The 22,438-nt window shown below is 38.6% G+C and carries 24 protein-coding genes; 7 read left to right on the top strand and 17 right to left on the bottom strand.

Annotated features, from left to right (window positions below; genetic code table 11):
* Positions 1-145: 145 nt before the first annotated feature.
* From DW963_RS02610 to DW963_RS02560, 11 genes are all read right to left on the bottom strand, one after another.
* Positions 146-2,572 carry a C1 family peptidase gene (locus DW963_RS02610; protein WP_158568607.1) on the bottom strand — a complete coding sequence of 809 codons (2,427 nt, stop codon included), beginning with the start codon at positions 2,570-2,572 and terminating at the stop codon, positions 146-148.
* Positions 2,573-2,720: 148 nt separating this feature from the next.
* The gene (locus tag DW963_RS02605) at positions 2,721-3,374 is read right to left on the bottom strand and encodes a polysaccharide biosynthesis tyrosine autokinase (protein WP_117913727.1); all 654 of its coding nucleotides are present in this window, start codon (positions 3,372-3,374) and stop codon (positions 2,721-2,723) included.
* A 78-nt stretch (positions 3,375-3,452) separates the two neighbouring features.
* Positions 3,453-4,238: a YveK family protein gene (locus DW963_RS02600; RefSeq protein ID WP_207740266.1), complete on the bottom strand. Its 786-nt coding sequence runs from the start codon at positions 4,236-4,238 to the stop codon at positions 3,453-3,455.
* Positions 4,238-5,011 carry a CpsB/CapC family capsule biosynthesis tyrosine phosphatase gene (locus DW963_RS02595; protein ID WP_117913725.1) on the bottom strand — a complete coding sequence of 258 codons (774 nt, stop codon included), beginning with the start codon at positions 5,009-5,011 and terminating at the stop codon, positions 4,238-4,240. The genes DW963_RS02600 and DW963_RS02595 overlap by 1 nt, the downstream gene beginning before the upstream one ends.
* Before the next feature lie 74 nt (positions 5,012-5,085).
* Positions 5,086-5,838, bottom strand: a complete 753-nt coding sequence (locus tag DW963_RS02590) for a lysophospholipid acyltransferase family protein (protein WP_243269301.1) — start codon at positions 5,836-5,838, stop codon at positions 5,086-5,088.
* Between the two features lie 61 nt (positions 5,839-5,899).
* Positions 5,900-6,586 carry an SGNH/GDSL hydrolase family protein gene (locus tag DW963_RS02585; protein WP_117913724.1) on the bottom strand — a complete coding sequence of 229 codons (687 nt, stop codon included), beginning with the start codon at positions 6,584-6,586 and terminating at the stop codon, positions 5,900-5,902.
* A 10-nt stretch (positions 6,587-6,596) separates the two neighbouring features.
* The gene (locus tag DW963_RS02580; RefSeq protein ID WP_022097590.1) at positions 6,597-7,343 is read right to left on the bottom strand and encodes a flavodoxin family protein; all 747 of its coding nucleotides are present in this window, start codon (positions 7,341-7,343) and stop codon (positions 6,597-6,599) included.
* A gap of 2 nt (positions 7,344-7,345) precedes the next feature.
* Entirely contained in the window at positions 7,346-8,200 is an 855-nt protein-coding gene (locus DW963_RS02575) for a patatin-like phospholipase family protein (RefSeq protein WP_117913723.1), read from the bottom strand.
* Between the two features lie 9 nt (positions 8,201-8,209).
* Positions 8,210-8,437, bottom strand: a complete 228-nt coding sequence (locus DW963_RS02570; protein WP_117913722.1) for an acyl carrier protein — start codon at positions 8,435-8,437, stop codon at positions 8,210-8,212.
* Between the two features lie 133 nt (positions 8,438-8,570).
* Entirely contained in the window at positions 8,571-10,055 is a 1,485-nt protein-coding gene (locus tag DW963_RS02565) for a class I adenylate-forming enzyme family protein (RefSeq protein ID WP_286168954.1), read from the bottom strand.
* Between the two features lie 62 nt (positions 10,056-10,117).
* Positions 10,118-10,735 (bottom strand): lysophospholipid acyltransferase family protein, encoded by a 618-nt coding sequence (locus tag DW963_RS02560; RefSeq protein WP_117913721.1) that lies wholly within the window; start codon positions 10,733-10,735, stop codon positions 10,118-10,120.
* Positions 10,736-11,028: 293 nt separating this feature from the next.
* Here DW963_RS02560 and DW963_RS02555 point away from each other — a divergent pair, with 293 nt between their 5' ends.
* Together DW963_RS02555 and DW963_RS02550 are read left to right on the top strand one after the other, a co-directional pair.
* On the top strand, positions 11,029-11,634 hold the full coding sequence (locus DW963_RS02555; protein WP_117913720.1) for a TetR/AcrR family transcriptional regulator: 606 nt from the start codon (positions 11,029-11,031) through the stop codon (positions 11,632-11,634).
* Positions 11,635-11,909: 275 nt separating this feature from the next.
* Complete coding sequence (locus tag DW963_RS02550; RefSeq protein ID WP_117913719.1) at positions 11,910-13,145, top strand: hypothetical protein; 1,236 nt, start codon at positions 11,910-11,912, stop codon at positions 13,143-13,145.
* A 75-nt stretch (positions 13,146-13,220) separates the two neighbouring features.
* Here the strand turns inward: DW963_RS02550 and DW963_RS02545 are convergent, their stop codons facing one another.
* The 6 genes from DW963_RS02545 to DW963_RS02520 form a co-directional block, all read right to left on the bottom strand.
* Positions 13,221-13,778 (bottom strand): DUF5662 family protein, encoded by a 558-nt coding sequence (locus DW963_RS02545; RefSeq protein WP_117913718.1) that lies wholly within the window; start codon positions 13,776-13,778, stop codon positions 13,221-13,223.
* A 24-nt stretch (positions 13,779-13,802) separates the two neighbouring features.
* The gene (locus DW963_RS02540) at positions 13,803-14,972 is read right to left on the bottom strand and encodes a DUF4317 domain-containing protein (RefSeq protein ID WP_243004195.1); all 1,170 of its coding nucleotides are present in this window, start codon (positions 14,970-14,972) and stop codon (positions 13,803-13,805) included.
* A 392-nt stretch (positions 14,973-15,364) separates the two neighbouring features.
* A complete protein-coding gene (sdaAA, locus tag DW963_RS02535; protein ID WP_117913716.1) occupies positions 15,365-16,246 on the bottom strand; it encodes an L-serine ammonia-lyase, iron-sulfur-dependent, subunit alpha in 882 nt (293 codons plus the stop codon).
* A 106-nt stretch (positions 16,247-16,352) separates the two neighbouring features.
* A complete protein-coding gene (locus DW963_RS02530; RefSeq protein ID WP_353652753.1) occupies positions 16,353-16,559 on the bottom strand; it encodes an ACT domain-containing protein in 207 nt (68 codons plus the stop codon).
* Between the two features lie 239 nt (positions 16,560-16,798).
* On the bottom strand, positions 16,799-18,094 hold the full coding sequence (locus DW963_RS02525) for a tyrosine-type recombinase/integrase (protein WP_015530038.1): 1,296 nt from the start codon (positions 18,092-18,094) through the stop codon (positions 16,799-16,801).
* Positions 18,095-18,254: 160 nt separating this feature from the next.
* A complete protein-coding gene (locus tag DW963_RS02520; RefSeq protein ID WP_012744229.1) occupies positions 18,255-18,884 on the bottom strand; it encodes a helix-turn-helix domain-containing protein in 630 nt (209 codons plus the stop codon).
* 174 nt (positions 18,885-19,058) lie between these two features.
* Here DW963_RS02520 and DW963_RS02515 point away from each other — a divergent pair, with 174 nt between their 5' ends.
* From DW963_RS02515 to DW963_RS02495, 5 genes are all read left to right on the top strand, one after another.
* On the top strand, positions 19,059-19,289 hold the full coding sequence (locus tag DW963_RS02515) for a helix-turn-helix domain-containing protein (RefSeq protein WP_003505382.1): 231 nt from the start codon (positions 19,059-19,061) through the stop codon (positions 19,287-19,289).
* Between the two features lie 144 nt (positions 19,290-19,433).
* Complete coding sequence (locus tag DW963_RS02510; protein ID WP_014080633.1) at positions 19,434-19,748, top strand: hypothetical protein; 315 nt, start codon at positions 19,434-19,436, stop codon at positions 19,746-19,748.
* Positions 19,748-20,053, top strand: coding sequence for a hypothetical protein (locus DW963_RS02505; protein ID WP_005345966.1), 306 nt, complete (start codon positions 19,748-19,750; stop codon positions 20,051-20,053). Before DW963_RS02510 ends, DW963_RS02505 begins: the two co-directional genes overlap by 1 nt.
* A complete protein-coding gene (locus DW963_RS02500) occupies positions 20,029-21,750 on the top strand; it encodes a MobA/MobL family protein (RefSeq protein WP_117607065.1) in 1,722 nt (573 codons plus the stop codon). Before DW963_RS02505 ends, DW963_RS02500 begins: the two co-directional genes overlap by 25 nt.
* On the top strand, positions 21,728-22,438 hold the full coding sequence (locus DW963_RS02495; RefSeq protein WP_003505369.1) for a DUF6040 family protein: 711 nt from the start codon (positions 21,728-21,730) through the stop codon (positions 22,436-22,438). The genes DW963_RS02500 and DW963_RS02495 overlap by 23 nt, the downstream gene beginning before the upstream one ends.

The following is a 22,438-nucleotide window of genomic DNA, read 5'->3' as shown; positions in this document are numbered from 1 at the left end:
ATTTTTATGTACAATATCTTCCTATAGATATAGTATATAACTAAAGCCAGCCCAAAATATTTCAACATACGCTGACCAATCCGCACACTGAAATGAGCCTTGCTAATCATTATATAAACATAGGGTAAAAATATCAAGCACTAATTTAACTAAAAAAGTAAAAATATTCAATTGCCGCATTATTATAATGATACATTGCTTTCATCAGATTCTTAAGTGCTTCATCATCTGAATATTGATATACATATCTTGCATATACAAACATTCCACATTCAACCATCATCTCTGTAGCGTCATCGGATTTTTTCTTAATATATATGTTATAATTGTCTCCAAGCTCATACGCTTTGACATTATCAATATCTATATAATATAAAGAAGAATCTGCTTCTTGTGGTTGAATAATCTTCTTCGTTCCATCTGCCTGCTGCTCATAGAACTCATAATCTGCTATATCATATCCAGTGTCTAACTGGAAGTAGTTCCTTAAAGCAGTATCTGATTGAAGCACAAGAGAACTTCCATAATATCCAATTCCCTCTATTTTATCTGAATTAACAAATTTTCCTTTGTATGTTCCAAATGCAACCTCATCCATAACTCTGTCTGCCTCTGACATAATAGAGTTAGCTGGATTATCTGTGTTATATTCAAAATATTGCTGTGCTGCTGCTCCATAATTTAGCATTGCCTTGACCGCATTTATTTCTTCTTCTGAATATACACCATCTGCCGCATTAAACACAGATTCTGCATATTGCTTTACTGAATATGTATATATATTGCCTTTAATTCCATTACTTATAATTCTTGCACTTATTACATCTGACATCTGCTTTGGCGATATTCCACATGAAAACACATACAATCCATCTGATGTTACTCTTGCATCAGATAACATTTTCTTTGACACACATCCATCTGGCATTGTAAATTCCATATATGCACCTGAATCATTGACAACCTTTTCTGGAAGATTCATATAAAAATTCATGTCAATCTTTCCATCCATGCTTAAAGTATTACCTTCTAATCGGTCTCCTAACTCAACATTATTAGATGTAAATGCTTTAATTCTGAAATTATAATAAAACTTTCCGAAATTATAGCCATTATAATAATAGCTTCCCTCACAATTATCCCAGTAACTTACAGCATTCTCCCATACCATCTTGTCATCTGTGCCACCTGGATTAGTACTTTCTGAATATCCATATTCAATTTCAAAACCGCCCTTATCCACAGTCACAACAACTGCATAATATGTATCTGGATTAAGAATTACTTCATGTTCAAGAGGAATTGTGTATATTCCTGCATATGTAGTTCTTCCACTTGTAGTTGCCTCTTCATGCTTAGTTCCGCTTGCTGGATTACCGGTGTCTGTTATGTCTGTATATATTTCAATTGTGTATCCCACATCAGCTGTCTGTGTACATGATAAAGATACTGACTTTAATGTCTCTGAATCAACGCCATCTTTCTTGGATACATGAAAAACATTGGCTGCCTTAGAATAACCTATAGTTGCTGTATACAGACCACCGTCAAGCTGGTAATTGTTATCCAGCCCATCATCTGCTGACATATCAAATACCCATACATTATCCTGAAGCGAATATGTTTCATAAGACATCCAGAAGTAATCAAAATAAGTACCCCAGCTGTTTCTTATAAGCCATGCGCCATTATTCGCTGGTTTACTTGAAGTCGTGAAATTATCTTTAGAATAATCATCATCCCAGCCAACAATCATAATGGCATGTCCACCACCGTCACTTACAATTCCCTGCCAGTCATAATAAGAGTTATTATAATAATCTGCTGCATTGTCATAATGAATATAACTTGTACCAACAGCACCATGCTCCATTATCTGCTGCTTAACCACATCCGGCTGTTTCTTCGCATTGATTAAATAAGCATTCTGCAGATGCGCCACATCATAACCATATGCATATTTTTCGTCAAGACCGTTATTATATACTGTGCTGGCATTGCTATATGGAACATCTGACTCATTGACAACTCCTGACCACTGACTGAGTCTTCTGACTGCCATCTCATAATTGCCACCCTTGTTAAGATACGAATTGCTGGCATTATCATTGTAATACTTTGAATAGTCACCTTTTGTTCCGCTAAGTGGATCTGTCACTGAATTATATGTAAAATGTATAAGCTGTAATTCACTCAGGTCTACACTTGAATCTCTCTGTCCTTTAGTAATCAAATCTGATTCTGCAAGCCCTATTGATGAGAATGCCCAACATGTTCCATATAGGTTCTGGTTTCGTGACGGACGAGCCTTCTTATAAGAAGATATATCTGATGGATATATGGATGGAATTACTTTCTCAGCATAAGTTGTAATATCAGATACATACACCGGAGCATTATTATCAAGCCCACTCCGTACATAACTTCCAACATAAGAATCATTCATTATATTTTCCGTCTGTATATATGCATCTGATTCATTAAATAAGTCTCCTTGCACTGTAATGTAACTAATCATACTTACAACCAGAAGAGCACCTGACAATAATATCGATAATTTCTTTTTTCTCATATTTCCCCCCTTCACTGCTATTAAATCGAACATAAAAACTTACACTTATAATATCATAGTATAATAAAAGTTTCCATATTCGTTTTATCAATAATTACCACATTTTTGCAAAAAGGAGTGGCACATATAATGTGTCACTCCTTTATCATCAATTATTGTTTTCACTATTACCATAATAGCTGCCGTAATATTTCCCATAATACTTTCCATAGTACTTGCCATAATAAGAACTGCCTGATACATCAACTTTATTAAGCACGCTTCCAAGAATCTTACAACCCGTCTTTTCAAGCTGCTCTAATGATTTTCTTGCAAACTTATAGCTTATATCGCCAGCTCCTATTACAAGAATTCCACCGTCACACACCTTAGATATAACAGCTGCATCCACAACACTTCCTATTGGAGGTGTATCAATTATAACCATATCAAATGTATTTCTTGTCTCCTCTATCATCTGGGCAAATCTTTCATTACCAACAAGTTCACTTGGATTAGGTGGTACAGGTCCTGCAAATATCATGCAGAAATTAGGAACATCGCTTATACATATAACATCTTTAAGCTGATTCTTGCCTGAAAGATAATGTGTAAGTCCATACTTAATCTTTCCTTTCTTTCCTCTGTTTTTCATAACAGACTTTCTTGTATCTGCATCTATAAGTAATGTGTTCATTCCATTCTGTGCAAATGACATTGCAAGCTCGAATGCAACAGTACTCTTTCCTTCACCTGGCATACTGCTTGTTATAAATATTACTTTATTATTATCACCTGTAAATTCAATGTTAGTTCTTAACATCTTATAGCTTCTCTTGTCCTGAAATCAAGATTGCTCTGCTTTACTAAAAACTCCTGCATCTCTGGTCCTCCATTCCTATTATGATTTGAAAATCTTTGACTTCGCATCATTCAGACTCTTCATTACTTTTCCATTATTATTGTTTGAAGACTTCTTTTTGTCAGAATTCTCATATTCAGCACGATTCATAGGAATAAGCGCAAGTGTACTAATACCCAGATATTTCTCTATATCCTCTGAGCTTTTGATTGTATCATCAAGCAGATATTTAACGATAATAATTATTATTGATGCTATAATACCAATAACAATTCCCATAAATGTCCACTTTGTAATTGATGGAGAAACCGGTGCTGTAGGGAGATTAGCTGAATCTACTACATTAACAGCTTCAATATCCATAACCTGCGTAATATGCTTTGCTGCAAGGTCTCTTACTGCATTAGCTATCTTCTGTGCCTGCTCTGCACTCGAATCCGTAACTGTTATTGCAATAATTCGTGTATCATTAGTATTAACTGCCGAAACTCTTCCAACAAGACTCTCATATGTTTCATTGAGACTTAACTGTTTAATAACTCCTTCAATTACATAACGGCTTGTAACAAGCTGCTCGTAATCCTTTGACAAAGTTGTTGAAAGCTGTACATCACTATATGTAACTGAAGTACTGTTCTGCTTATTAAGAATATATACCTTAGTTGTTGACTGATACTGTGGTGTTATGAAAAAGTTACTGTATATGAATCCTACAGCTCCACATATAAAACCCACTAATAGTATCATCCACATTCTATGAAGTAATAATCCGAATATATCACCCAAATTAACTTCAATCTTATCTGTTCTTTTTCTTGGTTCCATTATCCGTTCTCCTTTAACGTATTAGTATCAGTTAACAATCTGTCAAATGCATTGCCATATAATATGCTGTCTACATACGCTTCATCATATTTTTTATAGAGCAGTTGTGTGCATTCCTTCATCTTAGGTATTCTGCTGTGCTCACATCTGTGTGCGTCCGTTCCAACATAATCGACAAGCTCTTCTTTCAGAAGTCTGTGCACAAATTTCTTGATGTCCTTACCCATACTGCCTGTTATACTCGATGCATTAACCTGAATCTGTGCTCCCATATGCTTGATTTCCCTGATATTGTCAATATCAGCAACCATACATGCATATCTCTCAATATGCGCAATAATTGGATAATATCCTTCACCAATTATCTCATCGATTGAATTTCTTATATACTGATATGGATCAGATGGCATGAACTCAATAAGAACATGATTAGTACCATTCATCCTGCTAATCTTTCCCGAATCAATATAACTGCACATATCCTCAAAGTACAATATTTCATTCCCCTGATACAGATTCATATTAATTCTAAGCGTAGATGCTGCATCGTTAACTGCATTTATAAGCTCACTAATCTTCTGCGGAGCAGCATTATGATGTCCACTTTTAAAATGTGGAGTAGCAATCATGTGTGTTATTCCTTCTGACTCTGCAATCTTGAGCATCTTAATAGTTTCTGTCATATTTCTGGAACCATCATCTATTCTCGGCATAATATGACAATGTACATCTACTATGTACTTTGCACTTTTTTTCTTATTACCAAACAACATAATATTCCTCATACCACTTTATTATTAAGTAAATCTTAAATAGATTATCAGTGTATATAATATATGTCAATAATTTATCCAATCAATTCGTAACTCTCATTAATCTCGCCAGCCTTAATCTGAGCCATTCTTTCCGCAATTCTGTTCTTAACAAGTTCGGCGACTTCTTTTTTCTTAAGTTCACCATACTCAGAATATAGAATAGGTTTCAGAAAATGAACCTGGGTATCAACTTTCTCAAATGTATTGCTGTTCATGGATTTATATGAATCAAAAAGTGCTACAGGAACAATCGGCGTCTTAGTCTGTAAACTGCATGAAAAGCAGCCAGCCTGAAATTCCTGAAGTTCATTCTTATTATCAGTGTAGCCGCCCTCTGGAAATATAAGGAAGTTTCTTCCTGATTTAACCTGCCTGGTCACATCCATAATTGCTCTTACTTTATCGCGGTTATTGTCAAGATCAATAACTACTGCATCAATAAGACCACAGACCTGACGGCTCATAAGTCTTTCTGCCTGCTTCTTTCCCCACAGAACACCACACGGTTTCTCCTGTGCGAGAATAATTCCCAATGCATCGTATTTACCCTGATGATTAGGATACATTATGTAATTACTGTCAGTCGGAATATTTTCTCTGCCATATACCTTTGTTCTTGTTCTGGCATGCTTTCTCATGTAGTTAATAATCCACTTGGCATATACAAACCGTTCTTCTGCAGAATGACTGCTTTTATTAGCAATCATCTTATTGGCCTTTGGTACAGCATGAAGCACCATGTACCAGCTTGATATAACAGTACATTTGAAACGCAGATTAAACATTCTTCTTCCTCATCTTTCTATATAATCCCCACTAATTATGCAAAATCTTCTCATGTGAGTATCACCGTTCACACAAAGAAAAATATTTTGTAAAATCATCACGAATGATAGCATATCCCGCCTCATTCGGATGCATGCCATCTTTACTATAATATGCCTTAATGTCATTAAGTGCAAGAAAACTTTCACGAAGGCTTAATATTTCACAATTATTTACCTTTGCAACGGTTCTCATTATTTCACCATATTCAGCAAACTCATCTTCCATCTGTTGAACTGAGTTCACATATTCTGACATAATATCTTTATCCACTCCACTTTTAAGCAGATGTGAAAGATACACTTCAATAGCTATCGGAGGTGCAATTACTGCTGTTACTGCAACTCCCTTTTCCTGCAACAAATGTATCATATCCTCATAATTCTTTTTAAAATCCTGTGGGGCAACTCTGTGCCTGTGTTCATAGTCACATCTACCCTCACATATCGACTTCCAGTCATAGTCGCAATCGTTACCACCACATTCAAGAAATGCAGCATCAGGTACCGGATGACTTGACATTATCTGTATAAGCCACATTTTTACTCTCTCTGATGTAAATGTCGGCATTGCAAAATTTAAAAACTTCATATTATACTGTGCCTGCATTTTCTCAAAACCGATTGCATCTGAACTGTGATAATTCCATGCTTCATCCGGCATAACCCCGCGCATAAGCGAGTCGCCAAACATATAATATGTTTTCATAAGCCGCCTCTTATCTTAAATTAGGAGCTGGAAGAGGATTCTCTGGTGTAACTGCATCCCAGTAATTGTTCATAAGCTTCTCTAATGCTCTCTGTGGGATCATTGGCTGTGAAGCATAATCAATCATATCCTGAGGGATATCCTCACCTTTTCCCATAACCTTACCAATCTCAGTATATCTCTTAAGATATTCATTAATCTGATTTACCATTGGTGGAATTGCAAACATTTCACTCTGTGGACATAGGAGAGCCTGATATCTGCCCTTGCCATAGATAAAGTTAAATTCCTTGATAAGTGCGTCATATATCTCCTGAGTCCTTCCGTATCCGCATGATGATATAACATAGAACTTCTTACCGCTTACATCATAACGGAATTCGTGAAACGCATTATCTCCGATATCTCTTACCTTACCCTTGTAAGTCTCCATAAGTGGCATTATTCTGTCAACAAATGTTTTCATTGGACCTGGCATGCCAAAGAAATACAGAGGAAAACTGTATATTATCACATCTGCATTCATGAATTTAACATGAACATCCTGCATAACATCATTGATAACGCACTGTCCTGCTGTCTTTCCCCAACAGCTCATGCATCCCATACATGGCTTAATATCCATATCTTTAACTGTAAGAAGCTCAATCTCTGCTTCTGGATTAGTCTCCTTAAGTCCCTTAAGAACCGCATTTGTCATCTGCATAGTATTACTCTTAGGTCCCTTAGGGCTTCCGTTTACTACTAAAACCTTCATTATTAGTCCTCCATAAACTTCTCAAATGCTTTAAACTGTTTTCTCATCGTTTCATATCCGTACTGATAGCACTGAAGAAGTTTCTCGTTATTACTCTCAAAATGTCTTATCATCTGTTCCTCTGGGCGGATAACAAAGGCCCTGCCCTCTTCAACAAGCTTTTTCATGAATTTATCCTGTCTGTCATAAGCCTGTCGTCTGTGAACCATAACCTCACAAAGCTCCGGATATTTTTTGTAACTCCACTCAATCAGCTTCTTTACCTTAGAATAATCTGTAGGCTTTGAACCTTCTGGTTTGGTAAGTACAACAACAATCTTGTCGCACCCCTTCTTAACTGCTCTCTCAACCGGTATCGAATCAATGATGCTTCCATCAAGATAATGATAGCCGTCAATTTCAACAGGTTCGCATATAAATGGCACAGAGCAGCTTGCCATCTGACACTTCAAGAATTCATCTTTAGTCTTAAAATTGCCCTTATACTCAGCCTTTCCAGTCTCACAATTTACAATAACGCTCTCGCACTCTGTTTTAGAAGCGAAAAAAGTGTCAAAATCATAAGGAATGTCTTTAAGTGCATATTCGGCTACCAGCATTTCAAGATTAAGAATCTTCTTATTCTCAAAAAGCTGTCCGACTCCATAATAGGTTTCTGCATTCTCATGGGTAATTATCTTTTTAGTTCTTCCCTCCTGTCTGGAAACATAATTCACAGCATTACCTGCTCCAGCAGACACCCCGATAACGTAATCATAATAAATGTCTTTCTTAAGCATATAATCAAGAACTCCGGCTGAGAAAATACCTCTCATAGCCCCGCCTTCCAGTACAAGCCCTGTCTTTACTTCACTCATAAGTGACCTCTATTTAGCGTTAGCTTCTACATAATCGACAATATCTTTAACAGTTTCAAGCTTGGCATCAGAACTGAATCTAATCTTAAACTCATCCTCAACAGTTATTGCAAGCAACATCATATTAAGAGAATCAACTCCTAAATCTGTTGTAAGAACACTGTCCATTGTAATAGTTGATGGATCACACTGTGGCATAACCCTTCCAAAAATTTCCTTTAACTTCTCAAATACCATGATTAAATCTCCTTTTTATTTATTTTATGAAATCCAGTGGGTGTGGTGTGCAGACGGCGTCCTCAGACGGTTTGCGGTTTATGGGTTTATGCTCCAAAAACACGCTCCCGCTCGGCTTCGGACGCAGCGGTCACTACCCCTGATTTCTCAATATCTTCATCGCTCCAGATCTCTTAAAATCCTCTGTTCTCACCTTCATCTTAAGCACTCTCTTGAATGGTGGAAGTTCCTTATTAACCTCATTAACAGTTTCCTGCAATCTGTTCTGGATTTCTTTCTCGGATGCACCCTCTAATTCAGGCATATATGGAATAATCTCAACACCGATAACCGTGTTTCCATTCATTTCCATCTCCTGTACAAGACAATCCTTTACAAGCGGCTGCTTGTAGAACAATTCCTCTATCTCTTCTGGCGATACATTTTCACCATTAGGAAGAATGATAAGATTCTTGATACGTCCTGTGATGTATATCCAGTCATTATCATCAAACTCCACAAGGTCACCTGTCTTAAACCATCCATCTTCTAATACTTCTGCTGTATGCTCAGGATCCTTGTAATATTCCTTCATTACATTGTCACCCTTAATCCAGAGTTCTCCGTCAACAACCTTAACCTGCTGTTCCGGATAAATGTGTCCCATAGACTCAGGCTTCTTATCTGTATCGCAATTGCCTGATGTCAGGTTGGCACACTCTGTAAGTCCATAACCCGCGCATAATGTGATTCCTAATTCACGGCACTCTGCCATCTGTCTTGGAGGAACAGGTGCAGCTCCACACATAATAAGCTCAAGATCTCCTAAGAATGCTCTCCCCTTAAGCTTGGCAATGTTAAGGATAATCTCAACAAGACCAGGAACAAGTACAAGTGTTGTAGGTCTTACAATAGGAATATCACCGATACCGGCTCTCATATCAGTACATGTGTATGTAAGTGAGCCAGTGTAGAGCTTAGCCATATAACCCATAATCGCACCAAATATGTGTGAAAGAGGAAGCATAGCTATATATCTCTTATGAAGAATGTTACCCGGTCCGAATACACCGTTAAATGAACCTCTCATAATAGAGCCGTGGCTATGAACTGCACCCTTAGGTGCTCCTGTAGTTCCGCCTGTAAAGAATATGGCTGCTGTAGTATCCTTTTCAACATCTGCAAATGCACTTTCTTTCTCACCAATAGAATTGCTTGACCATGTCTTGCAAGGAAGATTAGCTGTAACCTCTGTAAATTCCTTACCAACGAACATACCGGCAAGGTCAAACTTCATGCTGATTCCCGCAAGTGCCTTATCGTTAAGTGCATTAGGAAGCATAATAAGTACATGTCCTGCCGCCGGAATTGCAAGGAAAAGTTCCATTGCATCAAGATCGTTTTTTGCAAGTACTGCTATGTTAGAACCCTTCTCAAGCCCTAATGAATTAATGAACGTAACTCTCTTAGCAACTCTTGAAACAAGCTCCTCATATGTATATGTAGTAACCTTGTCACTTATGGCTGGATAATCAGAATATTGCTTATTAATAAATTCAAGAAACTTTGGAATAGTTGGAATATATTTCAAAGTAGCCATTTCATCAGTATCTACCATGTTATAAAAATAATTATTCATGATTTGCTCCTTTTTTACTTTATTGAAATCCGGTGGCAGCCGCAGCCCCGTCCGTCCTGCCACTACTTTCCGAGCTGCTTCACAACCGCCCGGAATCTCTTGCATTCCCCTGCAAGATACTCAGCATTAAGTCCCTTACCTTCTTTAGTAAGTTCCATTGGCTCGCCAACGTACAGCTTAAGTCTCTTCCCAAACAGCTTATGATATTCCCCATTATTATATACCGGAACAATCTTCGCCCCTGACATTACTGCCAGCATCGCAAAACCCGGCTTGAATTCGTCCATAACCCCTGTCTTGGAAGTATGTCCTTCTGGAAATATAATCATATTATCACCTGCACGAAGATGTTCTGAAGCCCCTCTTATCCATGTGATATCTGTTCCAAAACGGTCAACCGATATGAACTTCCCACCACTTGTAAGCCATTTCAGAATCTTTTTGTCAGCCCAGTCTTTGGCTATTATGAGGACACTGTTTCTAAAAAGCATATAAAACATCTGACCATCATTGTGTCCCACATGATTTCCAATGAATATGACTCCGCCCTTTTCAATCTCCTCTTTCGCCTTTCTGCTCTGATAACATATCTTCGGTCTGAACATAATATACAGGTAAGCATATAAAAGACCTCTTCCCATACTGGCTGTTACATTAATAAATGTATTTTTCTTTTTCATAAGATTAACCTCTTGTTGTGATTAACATTTATTGTGCATCTCTACTAGCTTAACAATTAATACACACATGTTCCAATAACACACAATATACTTCCAATCAACATTGTATGTTTTTTAACAAATATTATCAAAGGTCAATTATTTCTTTTTTGATACTTATGTAACATTTTGTCGCATTTTGTTTACTATTTTTATCATTTGATGTACAATACATTTGGCTGACAAATGCCCATTTTATCGAATTTTTATAGGTATTTCATATGGAGTTAATAATTAACTGACTGGAGGTTTGTATGGAGAAATTATCAGATACTAATCCTATTACAGAAGCTAAACCTGACCGCAGAATTTTAAAGACTAAGAGAGCAATATATGAAGCTTTAGTTGAACTTATGCAGAAGAAGAAACTCAATTCAATTACTGTTACTGAACTTGCTGCGGCTGCCAATATCAACCGTAAAACATTCTACACATATTACTCAACAGTTAACGATGTTCTTGATGAGGGAATCAATGAACTTATATCATCTCTCAAAGACCTTATGTACGCTATGTCTGAGGACTACAACATGCTTTCACCACAGACTCTGTTCGCTTTTCTTAACACGATTATGTCTGACGCTGATATAGCAAGAGACCTTTTTGCCTCTGACAATGGTAATATGTTATTTAACAGACTTCAGAAAGCATTGCAGGAAACTCTGCTTAAAGAGCTTATTGATAACGACATCAAGATGAACGTTCCTCCAGAACAATACCCATTAATTTCCAGCTTTGTTGCTGGTGGAATGATTTCTGCATATTATGAGTGGATAACTAATCCTAACCAGACTTCACTTGACGATATGGCCCGTACACTGACAACACTTATTATTTCCGGCGTTCACGCATTTGCTTAAGGAGACATTATGACTTTTAATGACAAATTCAAATTCCTAATGGACATAACCAACACTAATAACACTACGCTTGCTACGGCAATCAACATTGATAATTCCGCAGTCAGCCTATACCGCAATGGCAAAAGAAAATGTCCCCGCAATAAAGACGTCCTAAGACGTATGGCGGACTATTTTGCCGGATTAATAAAACTTAACTACCAGCGTAAGGCACTGGCTCTTGCAGCAGATTACTCCCGTTTTACCATTCAAGACCTGTATCCGAATATTCAGAGATGCTTTATCAATGGCTTGCTGATGAGCTTCCCGTTCCAAGTAATCTCGTTGACAGCATTCTCAATGAGAATATTTCATCGTCATCAACTAACACAACACAAGGCATAAGAACAATTGATGTTGTACCTAATGCGACAAGTGTATTATACAGCTGTACCGGAAAACGCCAGGCGATTCTCAGTTTCATTAACTACCTTCTGACGCTCGAAGACCCGGCAACAATATATGTATGGGTAGATGATGATGTGTACAGTATATTTGACAACAAAGACATTATAGATTTCCTGCAGGAACTTATTATGAAGCTGTTAGATTATGGGTATGAAATATGCCTTATCTCACCATCACCTGTTAACACAACACAATTTTTTGAAGAATTCTTCTATTGGATTCCTGCATTTCTTACAGGTCATGTAAAATCATATTATTATCCAAGAATGAGAGATAATCTTTTTTCTAAGATAAGCATAATATATCCAGGGTATGCAGCCGTATATTCAGACTGTCTTTCTTCGATTCCTGACAAGACATTTACTGTACTTACTGCAGAGTCAGCAATTGTCTCAACCAAAGAAGTTGAATTCAAGACATTTTTATCATACTGTCGTCCAACAATGAATATATACGAATCCGCTGAAGATGTCTCAACGTGTTTCCAGAAATTCCTAAACACCCATGCATCACATATACAGAAAGGTCTCTGCCTTCCTCCTGCTGCAATGCCTTCAGAACTTATAGCACAATTCCTATCTGACAATCCTGACAGCCTCGGCGTTAGTATGAAAGCAGCTTACCAGCGTGAAATATTGTCTGATGGCACACGGAATATTGATATCTGTCCCCTGGCAACCGTCAGACAGATTATGACAGGTCGTGTTCCTGTAATTTTTCCTGTTATGAAACAGAATGTTCCTGTATATTACACTCCTAAAACATATGCCATGCATCTTAGGAATATAATCAATATAATGGACACTCATCCTGATTATTATTTCGTTCCGATTGAATACAAACCTGACGACAATGTATGCATAATCGTCAACGAAAGTTCTGAGGCACTTTTAATAAGAACTGCTTTCCCAAGCATGGTTTTTGATTTTAATCATCCACAGCTTGTGCAGAACTTTCAGGAATACCTTTACAGAATTGCCAATGGAGTTGGATATTCTGATATCAATCGTAAGAAAATACATGCACAATTAAAAGACCTTGTATCAGCACTTGAAAAAATCTAGAAAAAAACCGGAGTATTGTATCTATAACAACACTCCGGGGAACTTGTATCTTTTCATATCATTTTATTTCTTACACTACTTCTTAAGCACATTTTTCTTTATATATTCAAATGTATACTCTTCACCTTTGTCTGCAAGCATCTGTAGGAGCTTATGAAGAAGCGCATCTGTTTCCGGATGCATAATATAATGTCCAAGTCCTTTAATATAATAATCCAAAGGGTCTGAATCCTTATATTTTTCTTTGTTATATATCCTGCTGGCAGCAATCCTGTCACAGAACATCTCAGCAACATATTTGACCGGCATCTTCATACCGGCAAGTACAGTTCTGCTACCGTCAACATCATAATCTATCCAGTATTCAAAATGATGCTTATTTCTGCCTTTATGATGCAGCCATGCCTTAGAAACCCCCTCATCTTCACGCTGTGCATTATTGGGACTTCTGTGTCCATCCTGATAATACTTCACTCCCGGTATAAATTCAGATGGCGAATACTTTGACAGATCATGCATCAGCCCCTGCCTGTAAATTCCAAGTTTAAAGCAGTATTTTCTTACCAGTCTTCTGTGCGCATTAACTGTGTGAAGATGTCCATTGAAATTATGCAGCAACTTCTTCAATGTCATACAGCCTCATCCTTTCCATCTTCATTATTCTATATACTCTTCCACATTTCTGTCTATAACCTCACCTGTATCCGGATTAACTGAAATGCCATTAACCACAAGTCTTTCATCAATCTGGATTACAAGACACTGTCTTCCATCAATAACCTGAGTACTTACAATGTCAGTTTTATCTGAATTAATCTTAATTACAACATCTGGCGTCTTTACTTCAAATTTCTTTCCAGATGAAACATTTGATGCAACCAGCTTTCCATGCTCTCCAGCAGCCATTTCAAAATGTTCCTCAAAATTCTCAAGCCTTTCTTCCTTAACGCCGCTCTTTTCAAGCAGATCCTTCATCTCATTTTTATCAAGCATAACAGGCGCCGCACTTTCCTGCTTCTTCTCCTCTATAATCTGCTCAAGATTCTCGTGGATATTCTTCACAACCTGAAGGTCAGCTTCTTCACCAAGTGCTTCGCTTACAAGCGATGTAAATGTTTCCTTCTGCTGCTTGGCAGGAAGCGGAACTGCGCAGTCAAGAAGGCAGTCAAGAAGCCCGTCTTCAAACTCGCTCACATCTTTAGTATAAAACATCGTCATATCCTCATCTGCACTTCTCTTATTAAATGCAGGAAACAGAAATCCTACATCAGGCGCATCAACCATATGATTCTGCTTCTTATCGTGGAAATTATTATCCTCCTCATCATAGCCAAGCCCCGGCTTAGAAAGATTAACATGACATATACTGCATAAAATGTAGCTGTAAACCTCATCAGATGCATCTTCCATCTCAATATTATCAGTCGTAACCGTTGGAATGTCATACACCTGATTAATAAGAATAATCAGATAATTGCCAACATAACTGTAATTATTAATAATCCTGTCATAGAATTCATCAAGAAGTCGTTCATCTTTAAGACCACTGTCTCTTAAGTTCATTAAAAATGTTCTTGCACCTTCATCAGCATATGCATCAACATTAAACTTCATATCAATAAGATTCTTTCCCGGTGTACCTGAAAGAGTCTTCTTAAATATATCAAAATATTTGTGCTTCTCTTCTTCTGGAAGATTAAGAAAATTCTCATTAAACTGTGTTATTTTATTTCGCTCGCCATCAACATAGCAGCCGCATAATCTTAATATTCCACAATTCTCTAATGTATATTGTGATTTAATTTCATTAAGTTCTTTTCTTGTCATGATTAACTCCATCTTAGAAATTCTGTGCATATCATTAAATATAACAACGTTGGGATATTATAACACATTTTATTTCTCCGCAGTGTACTTTCCATGTACATTCTCATAGCTTACTGCTACAGTATTCCAGCATATAAAAAACTTCCCCGGTTCTGGGGGAACCGGGGATGAGTAGAGGGGATAGAAATATAGTCAAATATAAGGAATTATGGAGTTATCCTTATATCTTTGTGTAATGTTATCAGCAAAGTCAATCAAACTCATTCAAACAAATTCAATTTTTCTCGCTTTCATTTATATTATAGCATATTATTTATGTCAATCAACAGATTTTTTGCTAAATTTCGAAAAAAAACAGTATTTTTGTCGAATTTTTGTCAATTTTTATGACATTAGTTGTCAATATTATTTATTTCCTCTTTATACCCCCTTGCAGTGGGTGTTATTGCCAGTCCTCCTTCTCCGGTTTCTTTAAGACATGCTGGCATGTCATCTCCTATTCTTCTCATGGAATCTATGACCTCATCAGCAGGAATTACGCTTTTAATACCTGCCATTGTCATCTGTGCTGCTGTAATCGCATTGACAGCCCCAGAAACATTTCTCTTAATACATGGAACTTCAACTAGACCACACACTGGATCACATGTAAGTCCGAGCATGCTCTTTAACGCAAGTGCAAGCGCATTGGCACAGCCTTTGCTGTCTGCTCCCTGCATATATGCAAGTCCAGCAGCTGCCATTGCACTTGCTGAACCAATCTCTGCCTGACAGCCTCCTGCCGCTCCTGCAATAGATGCATTTTCAGCAATCACTGCTCCAATTCCTGCAGCAATTAAAAGTGCTTTAACACATTCCTCTTCTGTAACATTAAAACATTTTTCATAAGACAACAACACGGCTGGTATAACGCCACACGACCCCGCGGTAGGCGCAGCAACAATTCTTTTCATGCATGCATTGGATTCGCCCATTTTAAGTGCCTTCTCCATAACCATGCCTATGAAATCTCCACAGATATTATTGCCCGACTCATTATACTGACGCATTCTGTATCCGTCGCCTCCTGCCATTCCACTGGGCGATTTTAGCTGCCAGTCGTATAATTCATCTGCGCTTTTCATTGCCCGGTACATCTGCTTCATCTGTGCAAATACATCACGTTCTGACATCATTTTGTCCTGTGCCTGTCCCGTAAGAACAACCTGCCAGATTTCCTGATTATTATCTATGCTTAATTTTACAAGGTCACTTATTGAATGATATTCTGCCATAAAACCTCCTGCTTTTGATAACTCCAATTACTATATTCAATATCTATATTTAATTACAACATTTATCTTTGATTAAAATGTTATATCACATTGTCATATCATGCATTCACATCATACCAAGATAAGTCACTTTAACAACCCCTTCCGCATGCCTTAACCAGTTAATTCCGTCCTCTGGTACTTCCTGGTCGCATTCAAGCACCATAACAGAATTACCGCCCCTGTTGGCCCTGTATAACTGCATTGTGGCAATATTGACAGATTTATGTGCAAGCATTGAAGTAACTTCCGCAACATGCCCTGGCTGATCCATATTATGAACAACCAGAGTCGGGTAATCTCCTGAGAAATTCGTAGTAATTCCGTCAATCTGTGCAATATTAATTCTCGAACCACCAAGCGACTCCCCTACAATTTCAAGTTTGCCGAAATATCTTTCTAACTTTCCCTATTTTACAGGATTTTCAGCCCATTCATTAGTGAAATGATATGTATTTTCCCTTATTTTTGCCCTTATGAGATAATCGTAAGGGAAATAAGGGAAAGTTTTATTTAGTCGTTGCCTGCCACTTTATCAAGTAACTTTGCGGATTCCCGCTTGGCTTTTCTTGTGGAATGGGCGTAGACATTCATTGTGGTACTGACATCTGAGTGTCCTAACAGTTCCTGTACATCTTTCGGAGCTGCTCCATTTGCCAGAAGGTTGCTTGTGTAGGTGTGTCGCAACTGGTGAAAATGAAATCCTTCAAATCCATCCAGTTTCTGAGCAATCTTCCTGCAAACAATTCCTAACGTGCTTGGCAGTTCCAAACTTCCATCCGGTCTTAAGCAGACAAAGGATATTTCCTTATAATCTTCTGGAACATTCTCTGTTCCGTCCAGATGATAGAACTCATAGTAAACTCTGTTTTTGTCTTTTACTTCTCTGTAGTAGTTTTTGTGGTAAAGTTCTCCGTACTGCATTCGGTTTTTAAGTTGTTCCTTTCGGGCATTGCGAAGAATCTCTGCCAGTGTATCTCCAAAATCAACAATCCTTACCTTTTTTCGTTTGGTTGGTCCGATGATATTCTTGTGCCTTGAACCATCATATCGGATACTGCGTCTGATCGTAAGGCACTGTTCTTCAAGATTTACATCCTGCCATGCCAGACCACAGGCTTCACCGATACGAAGTCCTGCATAATAAGCTATCTGGATTGGAAGTATTGCCGGTGGATTGTAATCCTGTAGAAATTCAATCAGTCTTTCATAATCCTCTCGTGGAATTGGCTGTATATCGCCATCCATGTCATCATCAGAAAACAGGTCAACCTCATCCGTCTGGTATTTCAGCTTAATATACTGCATCGGATTGAAAGTGATATATTGCTTTGGTGATACTGCAAACCGGAATGACTGCTGTAATACTGCCGAGAAAGAACGAATGTAATCTTTGCTGTAACCTTTTCTTTCTGAACCATCTGGATAAGTGCCACCAAAGGAAAGCAGATCGAAGAAGGCTTGTAAATGCTCAGATGTTACATTTTTCAACTTTCTCTCTGAAATTGGATGCTTCTTGATGTTGGTAATAGCACCAAGGTAATTCTGGACTGTCCCATTACTGAGAGTACCGGTCTTTAATTCTTCCTCTGCCCATATATCAAGTAATTCTCCAACTGTAATATTTTCCGACTTTGCAATGAATTTCTTGCTTTCGTAATCGTCCATTGCCTGACGGAGCAGTTTTTCCGTTTCACTTTTGCTTTCTGTTCCAGCGTATTCTTTCTGAACCAGATTGCCGCTTGCATCTTCTACATAGAAGCGGTAGTACCATTTCTTTCCTTTTTTTCTTACAGATCCTTTTGCCATAATCGTGTGTCTCCTTTCGATATCAGACAATCGGAACTGATGAAATGCTTCTTGCGTGTAGGCATCTTATGGACAAGTCCATAAGCCAATTCGCCGCTCGTCAAATCTGTAAACAGCCTGACTTGCTCGTGCTCATTGTATCATAACTCCGGTTGTCGTTCTATACCGAATCGGAATCCTCATACAAAACTTCTGATAAAAGATTTTCAAGCCTTTGTTCTGCCATTTCCGGTTTCTTGGAATAGAGCCTTACAATATCTGCCATATCATTAAAGGCATTAACGGTATGGGTGATCTCCCGGAGAAACATAATCTCGTTATATTCATCATTCGATTCAAATCCCATTGCCTTTGCAATATCCGCTTCATTCGTGTTGCCCTTGTAATTCTTGCAGGCAAACTGGAATGATTCAAGAAACAGGTTATATTGCTTTAACATCAACAGCAGTAAATCTTTGGAAAAAGCATCTTCCTTTTTACTAAGGTCGAGAGGTAACTGTTTGAGAATATCGCCCATTGCATCACGAATCTGTAATTCTTTCTTATCCGTAATATCGGTTTCGTATTCATCGGTTTCCCCCTTGAGCCATTCAATAGATACATGAAGTGCTTCCGAAAGACCTTCCAGCACCATCTTTTTGGTATTGTCAATCGAACCATTCTCATAACGCAGGATTGTGGAAGCGGTAACTCCCATCTTCTCTGCAACATAAGGCTGTGTCAGATTTAATTCCAGACGACGCTGTTTTGCCCTGCTACCTATCAGCTTGCGTAGTTCTTTATCTTTCATGCTGATTGCCTCCTTTTTCGGTATGTATGAATTATAGCATGTACCTCACATAATTGCAATATGCAATATAATAATTATTTTTAAAATTTCATAACGCTTGACAACACAATATAAAACCGCTATACTAACAGCACAACAAAAATTGCATAATGCAATTTATAAGGAGGTGACAAGATGACGGAAAGAAAGATTGCATTATCCATCGAGGAAGCAGCCGACTATACAGGAATTGGCAGAAACACTTTGAGAAAGCTGGTTGAATGGAAGAAGCTTCCGGTATTAAAGGTCGGAAGAAAAGTCCTTATTAAAACTGACATTCTGGAAAAGTTCATGGAAGCCAACGAGGGGCGTGATCTGAGGGATAAAGGAAATGTAAAAGCTGTCACAAGAAATGTGGCAACTTAAAAAGGCGGCTTCCTAAGAAACCGCCAAAGGTTCTATCAGACCGAAGCCATGATATACCTACACGCAAGAGGATTATACCATGTGCTTCTCCTGATATGCAACCGGGAACTGTTGTTTATCGGAAAAAGAAAGGATGAAGACGATATGGCGAAATCAACAAAGACTTATGAAGAAAGAATACGTGCATTAGAGAAAAAGGAACAGGAAAGCATTGAAGCTACAAAAAAGCTCATTGCACAGCGGAAGGAACTGGAAAAGCGAAAGAAAGCAGAGGAAAGTAAAAAACGAACCCATAGGCTCTGTCAGATTGGTGGCGCAGTGGAATCGGTTCTTGGCTGTCCGATTGAGGAGGAAGATTTACCAAAGTTGATAGGCTTCTTAAAAAGGCAGGAAACAAACGGAAAGTTTTTCTCAAAGGCGATGCAGAAAGAGCCACTTACAGATATGGAGGAAGTGTAATGGCGGAGGGAGTGGTTTTTCCATTCCCTTCATTGCCTTTGAATGAAGGGCGCACTTATGGACAACCAGAGGTCGTCCTTATAAGTTTGCCACAAGTGGCAACCGGTCTGCGCTTACGCTTGCCGGGCTCGTTCCGTCGGCGGGGCTTTCAGCCAGACCTGCTCATGCCGCAGGGGGCACTCTTGCGCAGAGGGCGTTCCGACAGCTTCACTTCTGCCAAACCAGAAGAAGATGCTGTCGGAAATCAATGCCGGATACGGCAGAAAGGGGGAATCGTATCATGGCGATATTTCACTTTACAGTAAAGATTGTCGGGCGCAGTAAAGGAAAATCTGTCATATCCGCATCGGCATATCTTAATGGAGATGTGATGAAGAATGAGGAAACAGGCAGAATCAGTTACTATACTTCCAAAAAGGAAGTCGTCTACACCAGTCTGATGATGTGCGAAAATGCACCTCCTGAATGGCTGCATGTACCGGAAGAAAATATAAAAAGGTTTCAACAGTCTATCCGTTATAAAAGAGCGGATGATAAAGATGCCGCACTGGAAAAGTTTAAAATCACATTTCAGAAACAGCGTCTATGGAATGAGGTATTGAAGATAGAAAAAAATGCAGATGCACAGCTTGGACGCTCATTTGAATTTTCCCTGCCGAAAGAATGGAGCAGACAGGAACAGATTGATTATACAACCGAATATATTCAAAAGACTTTCGTGGATAAGGGAATGTGTGTCGACTGGAGCATACACGATAAGGGCGATGGAAACCCACATGTGCATTTACTTGTAACCATGCGACCATTCAATCTGGATCATTCATGGGGCAGCAAAGAAGTCAAGGACTGGGATTTTGCCAGAGATACTGACGGAAATATCGTGGTTGATGAATCCCACCCGGACTGGTGGCAGGATAAGAAAAATCCTGACCGGCATGGAATCCGCATTCCGGTACTTGATGAAAACGGAGTACAGAAAGTCGGGGCAAGAAACCGAAAACAATGGAAACGGGTTCTGACCGATGCTACCGGCTGGAATAATCCAAAGAATTGTGAGTTATGGCGAAGCGAATGGGCTGGGATGTGTAACCGGCATTTATCCATAGACAATCAGATTGACCACCGCTCTTATGAAAGACAGGGCAAATTAAAAATCCCTACGATTCATGAGGGTGCGGATGCAAGAAAGATTGAGGAAAAATATCTCACCGGACAGATATGGAATGGTTCATGGAAGGTAGAGGAAAACCAGATGATTAAAAAACAAAATGCACTATTGCAAAAGGTAATTGAAACCTTTGGTAAGGTATCCGGTGCATTGTCGATGTGGAGGGAGTGGTTGAATGACATTAGAAGAAAGCAAAGAAGTAATTCCCATGATGGAAGCAATGATTACACAGATAGAGGAACAGCAGAATATCATGGCAGAGATGCTTCAGGAAATACAGGAAAAGGACGAGAAGCTGATGTGCTTTCAGGAGCAGGAAGAACGATTGCAGCAATTAGAGAGCGAATTATCAGAACTGCTTCAAATCTTGCCGGATACAGAAGAACTGTTGATACTTCTGGAAGAAAAGACAGACCAGATACAGAAGCTTACAGACGAAAATCAGCAATGGCAGGAATTGGCACAGAAATTAAACAGCGAGAACCGGCTATTGCAGAAACAGAACAGCGAATTACTGAACTTGAACAGCAATTAGAGAAAGGAAGGTCGATTGATGAACGAATTAAGAAACTCAAAGAGCGACGATCAACTGGAAGAGTTGCTTCTGCTGACAGAGCAGATGCAGGAAGAACTCGACCAGAAAGACAGGACTATCCGGGAACTGAAAATGCAGCTCGACGAATCGCTGACCTTGAACGAGAGGTTAAACAGCGAGAACAGAGCAGGGAACATTCAAGCCTTAAAGAACGACTTGAGGAAAACAAAAGAATTGTTGCAGAGAGAGAAAGAGAAAACGCACGCTGCCGAAATCATGACAGAGGAATGTCAAGATAAGCTAAGGCAGGCAGAACAGGAACGGGACTATGCACTCTCTCATCAGAAAAAAGTAGAGATACCGGTTGAAAAGCCAGTACTCTATCAAAAGTGTGGGAACTGTAACCTGACAGCTTATCTGAAAGCCAAGGAAAAGTATGATACGCAGAGAGAAAAACTGGCAGGCAGATATAAAACAAAAACAGCCATGTATGAAGCATTGATGTTTCTGCTGATATGGTATTCCGTATCAACTACTCTTTTTCAGATGATACGGTCAAAAATATTTATTTCTGATTGCGTGGTATTCTTTGATACAATCGCCACTTTTATACAGACCATTGCAGGGTGGATTATACTGACAGGAAAGAACATGGCACAGATTAGTAATGGAATATCCAATCCTGTCGTTGCCGGAATTGTATATTGGCTGATAAGAATACTGATCTGCGGTGGATGTTTGGTGGGTGCTGGAATACTTGTAGCATTTATAGAGATAAAGATTGCAGAGTTATATAAGAAGTGCTGTTGGGATATGATTACCATAATGGTAATACTTATAAGCATGGCAACAGCTATCTACTTTGGGAAGTGGATAAAGACAACATTGCCAATCAATCTGCTATTTCTCTTATTATTCGTGCAACTGGTATATGTTGGAATCAGGTGGTATGTAAAGGGATGGCGAGAAACAAGGGGATATCATTAA

The sequence above is a fragment of the Eubacterium sp. AM46-8 genome (genome assembly GCF_003466705.1).
Lineage (GTDB): Bacteria > Bacillota > Clostridia > Lachnospirales > Lachnospiraceae > Lachnospira.
This window is presented reverse-complemented; position numbering and strand designations above follow the sequence as displayed.

Excerpts from the sequence above, each read along its gene's own strand:
- DW963_RS02545 (WP_117913718.1), bottom strand. The coding sequence starts at position 13,778 with ATGACATTGAAGAAGTTGCTGCATAATTTCAATGGACATCTTCACACA.
- DW963_RS02580 (WP_022097590.1), bottom strand. The coding sequence starts at position 7,343 with ATGAAGGTTTTAGTAGTAAACGGAAGCCCTAAGGGACCTAAGAGTAAT.
- DW963_RS02510 (WP_014080633.1), top strand. The coding sequence starts at position 19,434 with ATGGCGAAATCAACAAAGACTTATGAAGAAAGAATACGTGCATTAGAG.
- DW963_RS02550 (WP_117913719.1), top strand. The coding sequence starts at position 11,910 with ATGCTTTATCAATGGCTTGCTGATGAGCTTCCCGTTCCAAGTAATCTC.
- DW963_RS02595 (WP_117913725.1), bottom strand. The coding sequence starts at position 5,011 with ATGTTGTTTGGTAATAAGAAAAAAAGTGCAAAGTACATAGTAGATGTA.
- DW963_RS02495 (WP_003505369.1), top strand. The coding sequence starts at position 21,728 with ATGACAGAGGAATGTCAAGATAAGCTAAGGCAGGCAGAACAGGAACGG.
- DW963_RS02530 (WP_353652753.1), bottom strand. The coding sequence starts at position 16,559 with ATGGATCAGCCAGGGCATGTTGCGGAAGTTACTTCAATGCTTGCACAT.
- DW963_RS02600 (WP_207740266.1), bottom strand. The coding sequence starts at position 4,238 with ATGGAACCAAGAAAAAGAACAGATAAGATTGAAGTTAATTTGGGTGAT.
- DW963_RS02515 (WP_003505382.1), top strand. The coding sequence starts at position 19,059 with ATGACGGAAAGAAAGATTGCATTATCCATCGAGGAAGCAGCCGACTAT.
- DW963_RS02590 (WP_243269301.1), bottom strand. The coding sequence starts at position 5,838 with ATGTTTAATCTGCGTTTCAAATGTACTGTTATATCAAGCTGGTACATG.
- DW963_RS02560 (WP_117913721.1), bottom strand. The coding sequence starts at position 10,735 with ATGAAAAAGAAAAATACATTTATTAATGTAACAGCCAGTATGGGAAGA.
- DW963_RS02500 (WP_117607065.1), top strand. The coding sequence starts at position 20,029 with ATGGCGATATTTCACTTTACAGTAAAGATTGTCGGGCGCAGTAAAGGA.
- DW963_RS02505 (WP_005345966.1), top strand. The coding sequence starts at position 19,748 with ATGGCGGAGGGAGTGGTTTTTCCATTCCCTTCATTGCCTTTGAATGAA.
- DW963_RS02520 (WP_012744229.1), bottom strand. The coding sequence starts at position 18,884 with ATGAAAGATAAAGAACTACGCAAGCTGATAGGTAGCAGGGCAAAACAG.
- DW963_RS02525 (WP_015530038.1), bottom strand. The coding sequence starts at position 18,094 with ATGGCAAAAGGATCTGTAAGAAAAAAAGGAAAGAAATGGTACTACCGC.
- DW963_RS02570 (WP_117913722.1), bottom strand. The coding sequence starts at position 8,437 with ATGGTATTTGAGAAGTTAAAGGAAATTTTTGGAAGGGTTATGCCACAG.
- DW963_RS02555 (WP_117913720.1), top strand. The coding sequence starts at position 11,029 with ATGGAGAAATTATCAGATACTAATCCTATTACAGAAGCTAAACCTGAC.
- DW963_RS02540 (WP_243004195.1), bottom strand. The coding sequence starts at position 14,972 with ATGACAAGAAAAGAACTTAATGAAATTAAATCACAATATACATTAGAG.
- DW963_RS02575 (WP_117913723.1), bottom strand. The coding sequence starts at position 8,200 with ATGAGTGAAGTAAAGACAGGGCTTGTACTGGAAGGCGGGGCTATGAGA.
- DW963_RS02605 (WP_117913727.1), bottom strand. The coding sequence starts at position 3,374 with ATGTTAAGAACTAACATTGAATTTACAGGTGATAATAATAAAGTAATA.
- sdaAA (WP_117913716.1), bottom strand. The coding sequence starts at position 16,246 with ATGGCAGAATATCATTCAATAAGTGACCTTGTAAAATTAAGCATAGAT.
- DW963_RS02610 (WP_158568607.1), bottom strand. The coding sequence starts at position 2,572 with ATGAGAAAAAAGAAATTATCGATATTATTGTCAGGTGCTCTTCTGGTT.
- DW963_RS02565 (WP_286168954.1), bottom strand. The coding sequence starts at position 10,055 with ATGAATAATTATTTTTATAACATGGTAGATACTGATGAAATGGCTACT.
- DW963_RS02585 (WP_117913724.1), bottom strand. The coding sequence starts at position 6,586 with ATGAAAACATATTATATGTTTGGCGACTCGCTTATGCGCGGGGTTATG.